This is a genomic window from Bdellovibrio sp. CKG001, assembly GCF_055397465.1.
The window spans coordinates 2,055,465-2,072,602 of the sequence record NZ_AP029173.1 but is presented as its reverse complement, the minus strand read 5'-3'; the positions used below and the strand labels follow the sequence as shown (position 1 = coordinate 2,072,602).

At 50.9% G+C, this 17,138-nt stretch carries 15 protein-coding genes; 6 read left to right on the top strand and 9 right to left on the bottom strand.

Annotation, left to right across the window (positions count from 1 at the left end; translation table 11 throughout):
- The first annotated feature begins 8 nt into the window (after window positions 1-8).
- The 3 genes from ileS (at window position 9) to ACZ50P_RS09990 (ending at window position 4,920) form a co-directional block, all read left to right on the top strand.
- The gene (ileS, locus tag ACZ50P_RS10000; protein ID WP_464130891.1) at window positions 9-3,185 is read left to right on the top strand and encodes an isoleucine--tRNA ligase; all 3,177 of its coding nucleotides are present in this window, start codon (window positions 9-11) and stop codon (window positions 3,183-3,185) included.
- Window positions 3,182-3,931: a tRNA (N6-threonylcarbamoyladenosine(37)-N6)-methyltransferase TrmO gene (tsaA, locus tag ACZ50P_RS09995; RefSeq protein WP_464117059.1), complete on the top strand. Its 750-nt coding sequence runs from the start codon at window positions 3,182-3,184 to the stop codon at window positions 3,929-3,931. The genes ileS and tsaA overlap by 4 nt, the downstream gene beginning before the upstream one ends.
- Before the next feature lie 104 nt (window positions 3,932-4,035).
- Complete coding sequence (locus tag ACZ50P_RS09990; RefSeq protein WP_464130890.1) at window positions 4,036-4,920, top strand: trypsin-like serine peptidase; 885 nt, start codon at window positions 4,036-4,038, stop codon at window positions 4,918-4,920.
- Between the two features lie 69 nt (window positions 4,921-4,989).
- On the opposite strand, the gene kdsA is transcribed toward ACZ50P_RS09990, so the two are convergent.
- Window positions 4,990-5,844 carry a 3-deoxy-8-phosphooctulonate synthase gene (gene kdsA / locus ACZ50P_RS09985; RefSeq protein ID WP_464117057.1) on the bottom strand — a complete coding sequence of 285 codons (855 nt, stop codon included), beginning with the start codon at window positions 5,842-5,844 and terminating at the stop codon, window positions 4,990-4,992.
- A 184-nt stretch (window positions 5,845-6,028) separates the two neighbouring features.
- Between kdsA and ku the strand changes: the two genes are divergently transcribed.
- Both ku and ligD read left to right on the top strand, forming a co-directional pair.
- A complete protein-coding gene (ku, locus tag ACZ50P_RS09980) occupies window positions 6,029-6,856 on the top strand; it encodes a non-homologous end joining protein Ku (RefSeq protein WP_464117056.1) in 828 nt (275 codons plus the stop codon).
- A gap of 2 nt (window positions 6,857-6,858) precedes the next feature.
- Window positions 6,859-9,174 (top strand): DNA ligase D, encoded by a 2,316-nt coding sequence (gene ligD, locus ACZ50P_RS09975; RefSeq protein WP_464130888.1) that lies wholly within the window; start codon window positions 6,859-6,861, stop codon window positions 9,172-9,174.
- Here ligD and ACZ50P_RS09970 read toward each other — a convergent pair.
- The 6 genes from ACZ50P_RS09970 to ACZ50P_RS09945 form a co-directional block, all read right to left on the bottom strand.
- Window positions 9,158-10,276: a DegT/DnrJ/EryC1/StrS family aminotransferase gene (locus ACZ50P_RS09970; RefSeq protein ID WP_464117054.1), complete on the bottom strand. Its 1,119-nt coding sequence runs from the start codon at window positions 10,274-10,276 to the stop codon at window positions 9,158-9,160. The genes ligD and ACZ50P_RS09970 overlap by 17 nt on opposite strands.
- Before the next feature lie 217 nt (window positions 10,277-10,493).
- Window positions 10,494-10,763 (bottom strand): hypothetical protein, encoded by a 270-nt coding sequence (locus tag ACZ50P_RS09965; protein WP_464130887.1) that lies wholly within the window; start codon window positions 10,761-10,763, stop codon window positions 10,494-10,496.
- Window positions 10,764-10,785: 22 nt separating this feature from the next.
- Window positions 10,786-11,007: a hypothetical protein gene (locus ACZ50P_RS09960; protein WP_464130886.1), complete on the bottom strand. Its 222-nt coding sequence runs from the start codon at window positions 11,005-11,007 to the stop codon at window positions 10,786-10,788.
- A gap of 118 nt (window positions 11,008-11,125) precedes the next feature.
- Complete coding sequence (locus ACZ50P_RS09955; RefSeq protein WP_464130884.1) at window positions 11,126-11,560, bottom strand: BON domain-containing protein; 435 nt, start codon at window positions 11,558-11,560, stop codon at window positions 11,126-11,128.
- Window positions 11,526-13,133, bottom strand: a complete 1,608-nt coding sequence (locus ACZ50P_RS09950; protein ID WP_464130883.1) for an FAD-dependent oxidoreductase — start codon at window positions 13,131-13,133, stop codon at window positions 11,526-11,528. Before ACZ50P_RS09950 ends, ACZ50P_RS09955 begins: the two co-directional genes overlap by 35 nt.
- Window positions 13,111-13,965 carry a YihY/virulence factor BrkB family protein gene (locus ACZ50P_RS09945; RefSeq protein WP_464130882.1) on the bottom strand — a complete coding sequence of 285 codons (855 nt, stop codon included), beginning with the start codon at window positions 13,963-13,965 and terminating at the stop codon, window positions 13,111-13,113. The genes ACZ50P_RS09950 and ACZ50P_RS09945 overlap by 23 nt, the downstream gene beginning before the upstream one ends.
- Window positions 13,966-14,200: 235 nt before the next feature.
- On the opposite strand from ACZ50P_RS09945, the gene ACZ50P_RS09940 reads away from it, so the two are divergent.
- Complete coding sequence (locus ACZ50P_RS09940; RefSeq protein ID WP_464117048.1) at window positions 14,201-15,697, top strand: FMN-binding glutamate synthase family protein; 1,497 nt, start codon at window positions 14,201-14,203, stop codon at window positions 15,695-15,697.
- A gap of 76 nt (window positions 15,698-15,773) precedes the next feature.
- On the opposite strand, the gene ACZ50P_RS09935 is transcribed toward ACZ50P_RS09940, so the two are convergent.
- A complete protein-coding gene (locus ACZ50P_RS09935; protein WP_464117047.1) occupies window positions 15,774-16,196 on the bottom strand; it encodes a hypothetical protein in 423 nt (140 codons plus the stop codon).
- Between the two features lie 70 nt (window positions 16,197-16,266).
- On the bottom strand, window positions 16,267-17,115 hold the full coding sequence (locus ACZ50P_RS09930) for an EamA family transporter (RefSeq protein ID WP_464130880.1): 849 nt from the start codon (window positions 17,113-17,115) through the stop codon (window positions 16,267-16,269).
- Window positions 17,116-17,138 lie beyond the last annotated feature (23 nt).

Here is a 17,138-nt window from a genome sequence, read left to right as displayed (position 1 = left end):
AAGGACCTATGACAAATGCAAACAACACACGCACCGCTCCTTATTCCGCCGTAAAACCTGATGTCCAGCTTGCCAAGCAGGAAGAATCCATTTTGGATTTCTGGGATCAGGAAAAGATTTTTGCGCGCTCTTTGGATCCACAGGGTAAAAAAACCTACAGCTTCTATGATGGTCCTCCTTTTGCGACGGGTCTTCCGCACTACGGTCACTTGCTGGCGGGTGTTTTGAAAGACGTTGTTCCTCGTTACTGGACAATGAAGGGCTACACAGTTCCGCGTCGTTTCGGTTGGGATTGTCACGGTCTTCCTGTGGAATACGAAATCAACAAGACTCATAAAATCGAAAGCCGCAAAGACGTTCTGAAAATGGGCGTGGCCAATTACAACGACGCTTGCCGTTCGATTGTAAAGCGTTATTCCAATGAATGGAAAACCACCGTTCGTCGCGTGGGTCGCTGGGTGGATATGGAAAATCCGTACTTCACTATGGACGTGTCTTTCATGCAGTCCGTATGGTGGGTGTTCCAGCAGCTCTTCAACAAGGGCCTGATCTATGAAGGCTACAAAGTTGTTCCTTATTCTGTAGGAATCTCGACATCCCTTTCTAACTTTGAAGCTAATCAAAACTACAAAATGGTGCAGGACCCAGCGATCACGGTGATGTTCAAGCTGGTAAATCAGCCCGACACCGCGATCATGGCTTGGACGACGACTCCATGGACATTGCCTTCCAACCTGGCATTGGCAGTGGGCAATGACATCGAATACGTCAAGGTTTTGGAAAAGGCCACGGGTCGCAAACTGATCGTAGCGCAGGCGTTGTTGTCCTCTTTATTCAAAAAAGCGGACGAGGAAGTGGAGGTCCTTCAGATGATGAAGGGCACTGAACTTGTCGGCCTGACTTACGAACCTCTGTTCCCTTACTTCGGGGATCGCGCAGAAAAAGGGGCGTTCCGTATTATCTCTTCTGATCACGTCACCACGGAAAGTGGTACGGGTGTGGTGCACATGGCGCCGGCTTTCGGGGAAGAGGATTACTATGCTTGTGCTAAAGCCGGTATCCCGATGGTGAACCCTGTTGATGACGACGGGATGTTCACATCAGAAGTTCCAGATTACGCTGGCAAGCGTGTGAAAGAGGCCGACAAGGACATCATTGCGGATCTGAAGAAACGTGGCAGCCTGTTTAAGCAGGACACGATTCAGCATAGTTATCCGTTCTGTTATCGTTCCGATACGCCGCTGATCTATCGTGCGGTGTCTTCCTGGTTCGTGGCAGTTGAGAAAATCAAAGAAGAATTGATCGCGAACAACAAGCAAACCACGTGGGTTCCGGACCATCTTCGCGATGGACGCTTTGGCAACTGGCTGGAAGGTGCTCGTGACTGGGCGATCTCGCGCAACCGTTTCTGGGGGACGCCGCTTCCGATCTGGAGAAATCCAGAAGGTGAAGTGATCTGCGTGGGGTCCCGTGCCGAGCTTGAAAAGCTCTCCGGTCAGAAGATTGATGATTTGCACATCGAATTTGTGGATCAAATCACAATTCCATCGCCCACGGGCAAGTCGCCACTCAAGCGTGTGGATGGGGTTTTGGACTGCTGGTTTGAGTCGGGCTCTATGCCGTATGCGCAATGGGGTTATCCAGAGACCTGCGTGGAAGACTTTAAAAAAGCCTTCCCGGCGGACTTCATCGCGGAAGGTCTGGATCAGACACGCGGCTGGTTCTACACATTGTCCATCATCGGAACAGCGCTGTTTAATCAAGCACCGTTCAAAAATGTTGTGGTGAATGGTTTGGTGCTGGCCGAAGACGGTCGCAAGATGTCCAAGTCCTTGAAGAACTATCCAGATCCCATGGAGGTCTTGAATCAGCACGGTGCGGATGCGTTGCGTTTGTACCTGATTGACTCGCCAGTGGTGAAAGCGCAGGAACTGAAGTTCTCTGAAAAAGGCGTCTACGACATCGTTCGTAAGATTCTGCTGAGATGGTGGAATTCTTATTCCTTCTTTGCGAACTATGCCAATATCGACGGCTTTGTTCCAAAAGGGGATGCTAAAAAATCTCCGAACATTCTGGATCAGTGGGTTCTTTCACGCTTAAATGGACTGATTGCCAACACTCATAAAGAGATGGACGCTTATCGCCTGTACAACGTGGTTCCGCACCTGCTTCAGTTCATCGAGGATCTGACCAACACCTACATCCGCTTCAACCGCAGCTTGTTCTGGCAAGAAGGTATGCCGGAAACAAAACGTTTTGCGTATGAGACTTTGCATGAGGTTCTGACGACGTTGTCCCGTTTGATGGCGCCGTTTGCTCCGTTCATGTCTGAAGTGACTTACAAAAATCTGGCTCAGGTTCTTCCCAATAAGAAGGACTCGGTTCACTTGGAAAGCTTCCCCGAGGCGGATCTATCCATGCTTCGTCCGGAGCTTGAAGAAGCTGTGAAGGCCATGGACACGTTGGTGACCCTGGGTCGTAATCATCGTGAAAAAATCGGTGTGAAGGCTAAAATTCCTTTGAATGAAATCAAAATCATCCACAGAAGTGCCGAACTTCTGGAGACGCTGAAGAAGTTTGAACCGTTCTTTGTGGACGAGCTGAATTTCCGTAAGGTTGTCTATAATGCCAACGAGGACCAGTTTGTGCAGGTGACTGCCAAGGCCAACTTCCCGGTTTTGGGTAAGCGTCTGGGGCCTAAGATGAAGGCTGTCGGGGCTGGCATTCAGAAGTTGTCCCTGGAAAGCCTGTTGAAGCTTGAAAAAGGCGAAACAGTGATCGTGGAGGGTGAAGAAATTCAACTTTCTGATGTGGAAATCCGCCGTGCACCAAAGGGTGATAATGCGAATCTATCCGTGCATCAGATTGTTTCCATCGAAGTGGACCCGACCGTGACAGCAGAGCAAGAGCGTGAAGGTCTGGCTCGCGAGATCATGCGTAAGATCCAGGTGGCTCGTAAGACAGCGGACTTCCAGATGGATGACAAGATCACTTTGGATATCGCCTGCGAAGGGGCGCTATTAGAGGCTTTGCAAGCTCATAAGGACATGATCACGTCAGAAACTTTGACGAAGAACCTCAATATCATCAATCTGGCAGCAGAACCGACCGGTAAGCACACTGAAACATCAGACATCGATGGTCAGGTGATTAAGATCGGTGTGACGAATCTTCCGCGTTCATGATGACCAAGTGGGGAGACGTATTTGAGTTTTCTGCCATCGGGCAGGTGAGGACGCCGTTTAAGGACAGATTTGGTGTTCCTCGTCAGCCGGGTTTGGCATCCGCAGCCAAAGGGGTGATTAAAATTCATCCTGATCCGGATCTTAAAACGTCTCTTCGCAGTCTTGAAGAGTTCACTCATCTTTGGATCGTTTTTGTCTTTCATGATCATGGTGGCAAAAGCTGGAAACCCAGCATTCGTCCACCACGTCTTGGGGGGAATCGCAAGGTCGGCGTGCTGGCGTCACGTTCTCCGCATCGTCCGAACCCCATCGGCTTATCTGTGGTGGCTATTGAAAAGATTGATTTGGAGGCTGTCGGTGGGCCTGAGATTTTCGTTGCGGGTGTTGATCTGATTGATGGCACACCTGTATTGGATATCAAACCCTACATCGCCTATGCAGACTCTGTTCCTGAAGCCGGTGCGGGGTGGGCGTCAGAACCGATTCCAAGATACCCGGTCCTGTTTTCAGAAAAAGCCGAAACAGAAATTCAGCAGCGTGACCCTCGCGGTGAAAAGAACCTGAAGGCTTTAATTGTTGAGGTGATGGAGCTTGATCCGCGCCCGGCTTTTCAGAAGCGACAATCGCCTCCTTCTGAGGGGAAATCCTGGGGTTTGCGCTACGGAATCGATATTCTTGGCAACGATGTGAAGTACGAAATCACCTCCGCCGGATTTGTGATTTACGATATTCTGGATATGGCATAGTCATATCCTTGCCCTGGACTTTTCTGGCAAGGTGTTTGAAATCAAAAAACTTTCCCGGCAAAATGAAGTAAGAAGTTTCCATGACGGAAACCAGAGGGTGCGTAATGAAAAGGAATTCATTCGTCGCGGCTTTGTCAGTCGCTTTTGCTGCCACGTTGTCAGTGGGTTTTGTTTCAGTTACTCCTAAGGTGATCTATGGCGATGACAACCGTGTGGATGTCTATCAGGTGCAGCGCGAGGATATCCGTCAGCTGGCCGATTCCACGGTGGCTTTGATTCCCAAAAAAGTTTTGTACGACAATCGTAAAGACGGCTTCACTCATAAACCCACCAAGTACGGTTGGGAACGAGAGCTTTGTTCTGACGAAGCTTTTTATGAGCAGCCCACATCTGCGAACTGCTCGGGTTCTTTGGTGGGGGCGGATTTGATTGCCACAGCCGGGCACTGCGTGAAAAGCACCGCAGACTGCAAGACTTATTCTTTTGTGTTTGGATATCGAATGGTGGATGCAGAAACGGCCCCTTTAACTTCCAGATACGACGATGTCTATGACTGTAAAGAGGTGGTGTACCGAGAGTATTCCTCCAAGCAGGATTACGCCTTGATCCGTCTGGATCGCTCTGTGCTAAACCGCACTCCCGTGCGCCTGCAGCGGGGCGGAGTTCAACCTGGAGATGAGTTGTTTGTGATCGGCCACCCCGCGGGACTGCCGACGAAGGTGGCGGCCGGAGCGCATGTGCGTTCGGTGTCTCAGGGCTATTTCACAGCGAATCTGGATACCTATGGAGGCAATTCCGGATCAGCCGTGTTTAATGCGCGCACGAATGAAGTGGTCGGCATTCTGGTTCGTGGAGAGATGGATTTTGACTATGATAGCGAAAGATCTTGCAACATGAGCTATCGCTGTCAGGATGAGGACTGCCGGGGTGAGGATGTGACGGATATTTCGTTCATTATCCGGGCTTTGCAAAGAGCTAAAGGTCATTAAAAAGCCACGGCGCGGGCACAGGATTTTCTTTTAAAAAAAGCCCCGTTTCAGAACGGGGCTTTTTGGTTTTTAAGATTCCGTGTTTAGTTCCGGGAAGGATTTCACCAGATCATCCAGGGCCTTCATCTGTTGCAGGAATGGCTCCACCTTCGCAAGGGGAAGGGCGGAAGGTCCATCACACTTGGCTTTATCCGGTTCAGGATGGCTTTCAATAAATAGGCCCGCCAGGCCGACGGCCAGACCCGCACGGGACAGTTCTGCCACTTGGCCACGACGACCGCCAGAAGCTGCTCCAAATGGATCACGGCATTGCAAAGCATGGGTCGCATCCAGAATCACCGGACTTCCTTTGGAAACCTTTTTCATGATGTTAAAGCCCAGCATGTCCACAACCAGATTGTCATAACCAAAGTTGGTGCCGCGATCGCAAAGAATCACTTGGTCGTTACCGCATTCCTGGATCTTTTCGACGATGTTACCCATTTGACCGGGGCTCAGGAATTGTGGCTTTTTGACGTTGATCACAGAGCCGGTGCGAGCCATGGCCTCAACCAGATCTGTCTGGCGTGCCAGGAATGCAGGAAGCTGGATCACATCGACCACTTCCGCTACAGGTTTGGCCTGATAGATTTCGTGAACGTCGGTGATGATTTTCACGCCAAAGGTTTTCTTCAGTTCAGCAAAAATCTTAAGACCTTCTTCCATGCCCGGACCTCGATAGGAGTGGATGGAAGAACGATTGGCTTTGTCGAAAGAGGATTTAAAGACGTAGGGGATTTTCAGTTTGTCTGTCACTTTGACGAAGTGTTCACAGACCTGCATGGCCAGATCGCGGGACTCCAGAACATTCAGTCCGGCAAAAAGCACGAAAGGTTTGTCGTTGGCGATCTCAATATTTCCGATTTTGACTGTTTTGTTTTGCATAGGACCATCCGTTTCAATGCCAAACAGAATAGCACCGTTCTGCGCAATTTGACATGGAATTTTGTGGGCGTTCCTGTGCAGCGCCACTGGGCTTTTGTGAGGGACAAGAGCTTATTGGCAAAAACAGGCACAGCGGTCTTTTCAAGGGGCCTGGGATGGTTTTTCCTAGTTGAAGGAGGCAGACATGGCCGCGAGTATTTGGAAGGGTTCCATCAGTTTTGGTCTTTTGAATATTCCCGTCACCTTGCAAAGCGCGCAGAGCGAAAAAGAGGTTCACTTTTCTTTGCTCGACAAGAAAGACATGTCGCGTATTAAGTACATGAAGGTCAGTGCCAAGACCGGGCAGGAAGTGCCCAGCGATCGTATCGTGAAGGGGTACGAGTATCAATCCGGCCGCTATGTGATCCTGACCGAGGCAGAACTGAAGAAAGCCAATATCAAGGCCACCCAGACTATTGATATTGAGGACTTCGTGCTGCTTGAAGAAGTCGATCCCATTTTCTTTGATCGACCCTACTACCTGGCGCCACAAAAGGGCGCGGAAAAAGGTTATTTCCTTTTGCGGGATGCCTTGCAGGAAACCAAGAAAGTGGCTGTTGCCAAGCTGGTGATCCGAATCAAACAACATCTGGCTCTGATCATGGCCCGGGGGCCTTATCTGGTGCTGGAGCTTTTGCGATTTTCTCATGAAGTAAAAAGCGAAAAACAAGTGCATTTTTTGAACGCCAGCATGAAGAAGCGCTCTTACAGTCCAAAGGAGCTGAAGATGGCCGAGGATTTGGTGGATGGCATGACGTCGAAGTGGAATCCAGATCAGTATCGCGACACGTATTATCAGGATGTGATGAAAACAATTCAGCGCAAAGTGCGCGGAGGCAAAGGTCACAAGGTGGTCGAAGGCAAGGTTGAGAAAATTCAAACCACGGATAATGTTATTGATCTGATGCCGCTTCTGCAGAAGAGTCTGCAGGCAAGTAAAAAGGTCCGACGTAAACCTCGATTGCGGGCTTAGTCATGTCACTTCGTACTTACCACCAGAAACGTGACTTAAGAAAAACTTCCGAACCAAAGGGGAAAAAGCGTCCCACTCAAACGTTGTCCCCGTTGATGTTTGTGGTTCAGGAACATCATGCCTCGCATTTGCATTATGATTTTCGCCTGGAATGGGGCGGGGTTTTAAAAAGCTGGGCTATTCCCAAGGGGCCTTCCTTGGATCCGCATCTGAAAAGACTGGCGGTGGAGGTTGAAGATCATCCTCTGGAATACGGAAGCTTTGAGGGGAAAATCCCTGAAGGAGAATACGGCGCAGGAGAGGTTTATATTTGGGATACCGGAATCTGGATTCCTAAATCCTCTCCGGCGGAGGGGTTTAAAAAGGGGCATCTGGAGTTTGAACTCAAAGGGCATCGCCTGAAGGGGGCGTGGGATTTGATTCGCACAAACTTGAAAGGTAAAAGCCCGCAGTGGCTTTTGGTCAAACGCGAAGACCCCTTTGCCAAACCTGGAGATGAGGCTTCGGTGACAGGTGACAAGGCCTCGGTGCGTCCCCGGCGCCGAGCCAGGAAGCTCGGATTCGTGAAACCCATGTTGGCCTTGCTGGTGGACCGGCCGCCGCAAGGTTCTCAGTGGCTGCATGAGATAAAATGGGATGGATACCGTATTCAGGCGCATCTTGATGGGCGCAGTGTTCACCTGTTCACCCGGGCCGGGAACGATTGGGCTGGTAAGATGCCGTCGTTGGTTCGGGAGCTTTCCCGCGTCAGTGTGCAGTCCGCGGTGTTTGATGGCGAAGTGGTTGTGCTGGATAAAAAAGGGCGCAGTCATTTTCAAAGTCTGCAGAATTATTTTGAATCCAATCCATCGCAGAAGCTGACTTACATGCTCTTTGATCTTTTGATGCTCAACGGAGAAGACCTGCGCGAGCATCCTCTGAAGGAGCGCCGGCAAAAAATGCGGCAAATTTTAAAAGGACACCGGGGACTGTTGCGTTTGAGTCCGGGGCTTAAGGATGTCGGTTCCAGGCGTTGGTCCCAGTTGCAAAAACAGGGCATCGAGGGTGTGGTTTCCAAAAAACTGGAAAGCACTTACGTTTCCGGACGCAAGGGCGAGTGGGTGAAAAGTAAGTTTTTAAATCGTCAGGAGTTTGTGATTGGCGGCTATACCCTGGGGCGTGGCAGTCGATCTGAGTTTGGCTCGTTGCTTCTGGGGGCTTACGAGAAAGGCCAACTGCGGTTTGTGGGCAAGGTGGGAACAGGTTTTGATCAGAATAAAATGACCTCGGTCTTGCGCCAGTTGAAAAGAATCAAGGCCCGAAAAAATCCCTTTCGGTCCGGAGATCCGCCCCGAAAAGACGCGATATGGGTTCGACCTCAACTGCTGGCTGAAGTGAGCTTTGCCAACTGGACTCACGGATTGCATCTGCGGTCTCCGGTCTTTGTGGATTTAAGAAAGGACAAACCTGCTCCGGAGGTGACATCAGACTCCCTGCTTCTGACGAATCCGGATAAGATACTTTATCCTGTCGAAGGAATAACCAAACTTCAGGTGGCGGAATACTACATTGCAATGGCTGAACGTCTGCATCCTTATATTGAAAACCGTCTGCTGGCGGTGCTTCGGTGTCCCGACGGTGCTGCGGGAAAGTGCTTTTTTCAAAAACATCTGAAGTCGGGCGCTGAAACGGTGGCTGTTTTGGAAAAGGACTCGGCCTTGTATGTCACCGATGTGCGAGGGTTGTTGGAGCTGGTGCAGATGGGAGCGTATGAAATTCATGCCCGCAACTGTCGTGCAGAGTCTCCGGCCCGGCCGGATCAGTTTGTGTTGGATCTGGACCCCGGCGAGGGAATTCCGTGGAAAGAGGTGGTCGCCACCGCCTTGATGATACGAAAGGATTTGCAAACTTTGGGGCTGCGCAGTTTTGTCAAACTCAGCGGAGGCAAAGGGTTGCATATTCATGTTCCGTTTCAGTCAGGCCCCGGCTGGGACGAGGTCAAAAACTTCACCCGAGAACTGGTGTTGCTGTGGGAGCGTCGTCTTCCGGAAAAACTTGTCAGCAAGATGACCAAGAAAGTGCGTCAGGGAAAGATTTTTATAGATTACTTTCGCAACTCCCGCGGATCTACCAGTGTTCTGCCGTATTCGTTGCGGGCTCGAGAAAAAAGCTCTGTGGCTTGGCCGGTGAGCTGGGGGCAGTTGGCGAAGTATAAAGCCGGGGATGCGATCAGTCTGACCAGGGCGTTAGAGCTCTTGAAGACCGGCAGGGACCCTTGGAAGAATTATTTTTCCCGGGTCCCGATCCTGCCAATTAAGAAGTTTAGAAGTGCTTCTTAACCGTGTCGCAAACGTATTGAAGTTCTTCTTGAGTGATGTAAGCAAAGCAAGGAAGGTTCAACACAGCCTGAGAAATGTGGTGAGCATTGCCGTTGTCGATTTTGCCAGCCAGATGGCCTGCAGAACCGGACTGGTGGCTCATGGCGCCCGGATAGATGGTGCCGAAGCCCACATTGGCTTTTTTCAAGGACTCAATCAAAGACCCACGCAAGGAAGGCTCAATCATCGCCACGGCACAGTAACCATTTTCTTTGATGTTGGCTTTTGCACGCACGGGCTTCAAGGGAAGACCTTGCAGGGACTCTTCGTAGAACTTAACTGCATTCATGCGGCTTTGAATACGGGCATCAATGTGTTTCAAGGACATGTTCAGGAACAGGGATTCGTAAGCACCAATGCGAGAATTCCAGCCGATCATTCCGTGAGAGTAGTGATCCGTTCTGCCATGGTTGATCAGAGTGCGGCAGTTTTTTGCGTATTCATCGTTGGATGTGAAGATGGCACCCGCATCACCCGAAGCACCCAGAACTTTTGCCGGATAGAAACTGGTCGTGGAAATCAAAGCAGTGCCCAGAATAGACTGGCCGTCGATTTCAGTGCCAAAGCATTGTGCGCCGTCTTCAATCAAAAGTACGCCTGCTTCCTTGGCGAATTTACGGATTTCCAAAGTGTCTGCAGAAGCCCAGCCGTACAGGTGAACCATCACCGCTGCTTTGGGTTTGAATTGGTCAACGGCTTGTTTGAAGGTGGCCAGATCCCAGTGGCAGGTTTCGCGATTTACGTCCACTGTCACAGGGTTTGCGCCCACGTTTACAACGGCTTCAAAGGTCGCCCAGAAAGTCATGTCGGGAACAAGAACCTTGTCGTTTTTGTTCACGCCCACCGCGCGCAAAGCGATCTGGATGGCATCGGTTCCGTTAGCGCAGCCAATGGCATGTTTGGATTTTGTGTACTTGGCAAGATTGGCTTCCATCTCGGCCACAATCGGACCACCGACGAATTGTGTTTTGTCGAAAAGATTTGCAACGCCGTTCAGGAATTCGTCGCGGAAGCCAGGTTCAAAACGATTTAGTGTGATAAATGGAACTTGTTGGATGCTCATAATATCTCTCTCGAAGAAAGTGTTTAGTCGATGAGGAAATTATCCAATAGGTCATGACAAGTTGCAACTGTACGGAAAGTTTGTTTGCCGTGCATCCAAGAACTGTATCTTTTTTTACGTGGCTGGTGGTGCTTTCTTGCAACACACTTTGTGATTCGAGCTGGACTCTGGTCCTCGGGGATAAAGCACCCGCGATCACGAGTGCTTTAAACCGTCGTCAGTCCCAGGTGCGCCCATCGGGCATGATTTGCATATCCCGGCGCATCTGCTCTTCGCGTTGTCTTTGTTCGTTCATCTGTCTGCGGTATTCCTTGAGGATTCGCTCCTGGCGGCGTTCGATGTCGTTTTGGCCCTCCAGCAAAGTGTTTTGAGACGTGCGTGGTGGAGGACCGGCTGGACGCCGTTCTTGCGGACCTCGGGGTTGTGCCTGAAGATGACTTAAAGGCACCAACAGAGCCGCAGTGAGTATGATCAAGCTGAGTTTCATATTGCCCCCTTTGAGCTTTTAATTAGTGTCTGCTCTTGTTGACCAGATACGCCGTCAACGCTCCAATGCCGGCGATGCCCACCGCTCCCAGGATGACCTGATAAGGGTGTTGGATGGCGTAGTCTTTGCCGCTGCTATACAACGACGCGGCCCGGGATTGGATAGTTGAGGATGCAGCTGAGGAAGGGTTTTTCTGTTTGGGTGTGCCAAAGTAGGTGGGCACATTTTCTCGATAGTTGGCCATGGGGTCCTCCTTTTTTCTTTTGGTCTCATTGTCGCTCTGTCAGAGCGTAAAGCCTATGCCTGGTTTTTGATGTTGTTAGAGACCACAAAAGAACTGGGACCTTGGTAGGTCCCGTTCTCTACTTTCGTTTGAAGTGCAGGTCGTTATGTATGTCTTTCACCCCGGCGCACCGGGCGACCTGCTCTTCAATAAAGCGTTTCATCTTTCGTGATGGAACCTCACCGCGCAAGGTGACCTCGCCGTTGACCACCACAACTTCCACATCGGCCGTAGGCAGTTCTGCTTCCAGATTCAGCTTGTCGTGCAATTCATTTTCAATAAGTCGGTCGCTTTTTTCTTCATCCTTGGACGAGGTCGAAACAAATCGAGCATCTTCAAAGGCTGGTCGGTAACTTTCTGCACAGCCGGGCTTTTCCTGCCGCAATCGAGCCACATCAAGTTCGCTGGAGCGCAGCTCCTTCTGTGAATCCGTGTCGTTATAGCAGTGAATGCCTTTTTCCTGCGTGGGTCGTTTGTTTTTATATCGCGGAGTCGCGTTCTTTACGGGTTTCATGTTCGTTCCTTTCCTCGGTGGCGTGCTCCGAAGGTTGGGGTTGAGAGGACGCTTTGGGAACGGCGCTCTTTAAGTCGGAGATCGCCGGTCCATTAAGAACTTCGCCAGTGCAACTGAAGCGTGAACCATGGCAGGGACAGTCCCAGGTTTTTTCTGCCGCATTCCAGTGGACGATGCCCCCCAGGTGCGGGCAGACCGCGTTCATGGTGTAGGTTTTGTTTTCTTTGTCGGTGTATATGGCAAAGGTTCGGGGGCCCTGATGCAGCAGACGGCCTTCACCCGGTTTGCTGGTGCTGTTTTTCAACTCCCGTCTCAGGTGAATGCGATCTTTGTATTGCACCAGGGCGTTCATGTTGTCGCGCAAAGCTTTTCCCAGGCTGCGCATACGAAAGCGCGACGGCGAATAAATCTCGGCCCAGTCATTGGGTGTTTCCTGGATCAGATCGCGCAGAATCATGGCGCTCAGGGTTCCATGGGTCAGGCCGTGACCCGAGTCTGCGCAGGCTATATAAGTGTTGCGATCGCCGGGATTTTTTCCAATGTAAGCCAGTCCATCCAGAGGCTCGATGATTTGTCCCGACCACTGAAGGGTCATCGGTCCTGAAATTCCCAGATTGAAAAGCGCCCAGTCATGTAAAGTTTCAAAGATGCTTTCCGGATGATCTTCTTGGCCGACGCGATGATCTTCGCCGCCGATCAGCAGAAGATCCAGCCCCTCCTTGAAGTCCGGGACTTTGCGAAGGTAATGGTAGGGTTTGGTCGTGTCCCACATCAGAATGTCGGGGAAGCTGTCGCTGGGCACCTCGATGCCAATCACATAGCTGCGAAAGGCTTTTTCCTTGCTGTGGATTTGAACCCGGTCGTTCACAGGGACGTTGGTGGCGACGACGATCTTTTTGGCATAGACACAGTATCCTGCCGTGGTCTTTGCATAGGTCAGGGGGGTGTCTTTAAACTCAATTGCCGGAGACTCCGTGTAGATCTCTCCACCCATTTTCTGGATGGCCTGGAGCAGTCCCAGAACATATTTCTGACTGTGGATGCGGGCCTGACGTGGAAAGCGCAAGGCCGGTCCGAAGTCGGCGAAGTGTGCCGGAGAAACCTGCAGCTCCACATCGTGAAGCCCCAGTCTGCGCGCGGCTTGGGCTTCCTGCTTAAGATATTCTTTGTTGGTCTCAGGGCTTAAGTACAAATACCCATCCAGCCGCCTGAAGTCGCAGTGGATGCTCTCTTCCTGAATGATTTTTTCTATCAAGTCGATGGCGTCCGAGTGACTGGCCACAGCTTTTCTGGCCGCCTCTTCGCCCAGGGATTCGATCAGGTTTGACAGCCCCTCGTCCAGAATGTTGGACAAGTGCCCGCTGGTGCGGGAGGTTTCATTGTTGCCCAGTGTGTCCCTCTCTAAAATCACGACCTTGAATCCGTTTTTAAGAAGCAAATAGGCGGTGGTCAGGCCGCTGATGCCGGCGCCGACAATGCAGACGTCTGTGGAGCAGTCTCTGCGTAGGGGCGTAAACGGCGGCAGGGTCTGAGACTGCCAGTATGAGGGATTAATTTGGTGATGAGTCTGCATGGGAGATCTCCTTTCTCCAGACATAAATTGTATGTCCGCCTATAAAAACAATCAGTGTCGAGTAGTAGACCCACGCCAGCAGCACGACGATCGAGCCTGCGGCGCCATAAGCCGACGTGATAGAACTGCTTCCCAGGTAAAGGCCGACAAGCTCCTTGCCGACGACAAATAAAACGGCGGTGATGACTCCGGCATAGGTGGCGTCCCGCACAGGAAAGCGAGGGACGGGAAGAAAGTGAAAGATGCCAGTGAAAAGTACGATGTAAAGAAGCAGGGAAAAGACGATATTCAGCAGGAACGCCCCTTTTCCGTCGTTGATCAGTCCGATGCGCACGATGGTGTTTAAAATTGTAGAGACGATCAGCGACACCATCATCGCAAAGATAAAAGCAAAGGCCAGTCCGATGTGGAACAGGCGATTTTTAAGATAGGCCAGGGTGGCCTTCAGGATGCTGAGATCCTCGGGCTCTTCTTTGTTTCCCATGATCAGGGTCAGAGCCGAGCGCATTTCCCCAAATATCAAACCGGAAGACAGGATCAATGTGACGCTGCCGACAATTCCTGCCATGGAAATAAGGTCGGTTCTTTCTTTGGCGTTTTGCACGACCGCTTCAACCGCACCCGCCGCCACGGGGCCGACAAGGTTGTTCACCTCGCGCAGGAAGGCTTGTTGCAGTTCCAGGCCGATCTTGGAAACCAGAGTCAGAGAGATCATGATCAAGGGCGCTAATGAAAAACAGGTGTAAAAGGCCACCGATGCCGCCCAAGTCATGGTGTGGCATTCAGTGAACCTGTCTGCAAAGGTGACTACGAAATTTTTCGCTTTCGCCATGAAAGACCTCATTCTTATTATTCAGTCCTTCAAACGTCGGTGAAAGGTAAAAGTCCGTGCAAAAATACACCGTTTTACTGCTGGCGGAGTGTGAGTTTTCCTCTAACATAATATTGGAACAGGACCAGGGACGCTCCGGGTCTTTCCCTTTTGCCTTTTCAGTCCAGTTGGACTAGATTCGCTGTTTGATCAGGTCGATAATTGTCGACAAACAGGGATTTTTAGAGGGACTGAGATGAGAAGAGAGTTTTACGCAGCCTTTGTCGTCTGCTTGATTATGAACTTGGTTTTTTATTTGTATTGGCCGCCGGGACTGTATTCTTTGTTCTTCTTTGTTCCGTTCTTCCTTTTGGGCTTCCGCGACATTGTTCAAAAACGTCATGCGATCAAATCCAACTTCCCTGTGTTTGGGCATTTCCGTTATATTCTGGAATCCATCCGACCTGAAATAAATCAATACTTTATCGAATCCAACACCGACGGCAAACCCTTCAGCCGCGAACAGCGTTCCGTGGTGTATCAGCGTGCAAAAAAGGTTCTTGATACCGTGCCTTTTGGAACTCAGCATAACGTGTACGAACAAGGGTATGAGTTCGTCACGCACTCACTTTACCCTAAACACGTGGATCGCAAAGAGCTGCGTGTGACTGTGGGAAGCGATCTTTGTAAACAGCCTTACTCCATGTCCCTGCTGAACATTTCTGCGATGAGCTTTGGATCCCTGTCCAAAGCCAGCATTCTGGCTTTAAACGGAGGCGCCAAAGACGGGAACTTTGCCCATAATACGGGCGAAGGGGGGATTTCGCCTTACCACCTTGAGCCGGGTGGGGACTTGATCTGGCAGATCGGTACGGGGTACTTCGGTTGCCGCACCCACGATGGTGATTTTGATCCGGAACTTTTCAAGAAAAATGCAAGTCATCCCCAGGTCAAGATGATTGAGTTGAAGCTGTCCCAAGGGGCGAAGCCGGGCCACGGGGGAATGCTTTCAGGTAAGAAGGTGACCCAGGAAATCGCCGATATCCGTAACGTGCCTTTGGGGAAAGACGTGATCTCGCCGCCGGGCCACAAAGCGTTCTCGGACTCTCACGGCATGTTGGATTTTGTGACTCAGCTGCGCGATCTTTCCGGTGGAAAACCGGTGGGCATCAAGTTGTGTCTGGGGCATCGTCATGAATTCGAAGAGCTTGTGAATCTGATGGTGGCTGAAAACCGTTACCCTGACTTTATCGTGGTGGATGGGGCTGAGGGCGGAACCGGAGCGGCTCCGCTGGAGTTCACCAATTATATCGGGATGCCGGGGATGGATGCCCTGGTGATCGTGGTCGACACACTGAAAAAAGCCGGCCTGAAGGATAAAATCAAAGTGATTGCCACCGGAAAAATCACCACGGCTTTTGATATCATCAAGTTACTGTGTATCGGGGCGGATGCGACTTATGCTGCGCGCTCGATGTTGCTGGCTTTAGGTTGTATCCAGGCCCTTCGCTGCAACAACAACAAGTGCCCGACAGGTGTGGCGACACAGGACCCGGCGCTGGTGAAGGGGTTGCACATCCCAACCAAGCGAGTGCGTGTTAAAAACTTCCATCAGGAAACTTTGGAAACAGTTGCACACATGATCGGAGCCATGGGGGTTGCTCACCACTCGGAGCTGGATCGTTCTTTGTTGCACAAACGTGTTGAAGAGGACCGTATCGCGACTTACGCCCAATTGTATCCGGGTCTGTAGACGTCTTAGCGGAATCTGCAATAAAAAAGGAGAAGCTTCAGGCTTCTCCTTTTTTATTGCAAAATGCCGGAGGGGCTTACATGCACTTGAATTTCATCTCAACGTTATAGCCTTTACCCAGGACGCCATCAGCCACAGCTCCACCCAGGCCCACGATGCCGCCGACGTTGGATTCATTTTTCCCACCCATCACATAAGTGGTGCCGCCCAGAATTTTTGCCGCCGTGCTGGCTTTTTTTGCCATCTTATAATCTTTTTCGTCCAGATCACCCTGGTACTGAGAATTTTCGTTCACGAAAGCAGCAGTCATATTGCGCTCTTTGCAGAAGCTGTTGGCTTGACGAATGGCTTCGCGGGAACCTGCTTCTTTATCATCAGTGGCAATGACCACGCGGTGAACACCATCGGCTCCGGCACGAACATCCGGATGATGTGCGCAAGCGGCGACGAACAGGGTGGCAACAGAGATAAGACCCAAACGAAGATACGTATGATTCATAATATTTCCTTTTGTGTTGAACAGCATCGAGTATAGAAAATCTCGAAAAAGCTGTGCAGTCCAGAATATTTCACAGGCTCAGCAGCAGCGCGCCTAAGCCGATTGTGCAGGCTCCGATGAGCTGAGTCCGGGATAAAGATTCTTTCAGGAAGAAAGAAAACACCACCGCAAAAAAGATCGAAGAATTTCTGAGTGAGATGGCAAAGCCTGGTGCTGAGATTCTTAAGCCGTACAAGAAAATCAAAAAGGAGGCCGTGGCAAAGGTTCCCGTGATCAAAACGCGGCAGGGGTGCGTTCGGAGTGTGCCTAAGACACGCTCTATCGGCCCCGTGCGAATTCCAAATAACAAAAATGGCAAGGACACCACCATGGCGACGAGAAACAGCGGCATGGGTTCGGCTTTCTGACTGAGGGCTTCGTGGTAGCAAAGGTGATAGCCCGCGATAAAAAGGGCGCTTAAGAAGGACCAGATATCACTCCGAAGACCTGCAACTCCGCTTTGTCGCAGGTCTTGGAAGTTAATCGTCAGAATTCCGGTTAAAACCAGGACTGCCCCCATGATTTGTCCAAGGCTGGCCTGTTCTCCCAGAAACAGACTGGAATAAGCCCACACCAGCACCATGGCTCCGCCGCGCATAATGGCATAGGACTTCCCCAGGCCGGAAGTGCGCAGGGCTTTGGAAAGAGTCAGAAAATAAAGCCCCTCAAACACCCCTGACAGAACTGCGATCGCCAAGATCTGTGGGGCCGGGAACTGAAGCTTCTGCCCGGATATAAACATGGAGGAGGCGGTCAGGAGCCCGCTGAGAAGGATTGTGAGAAAAAGAAAGCTTTCCTTGTCTTTGGAGGCTTTGGCCAGCGCGTTCCAGGCGGCATGAAGCAGGGCAGAGAGTAAAAGCAACAAGGGTCCAAGAGTCATGGACCTGTTTTAGACCCATTCCG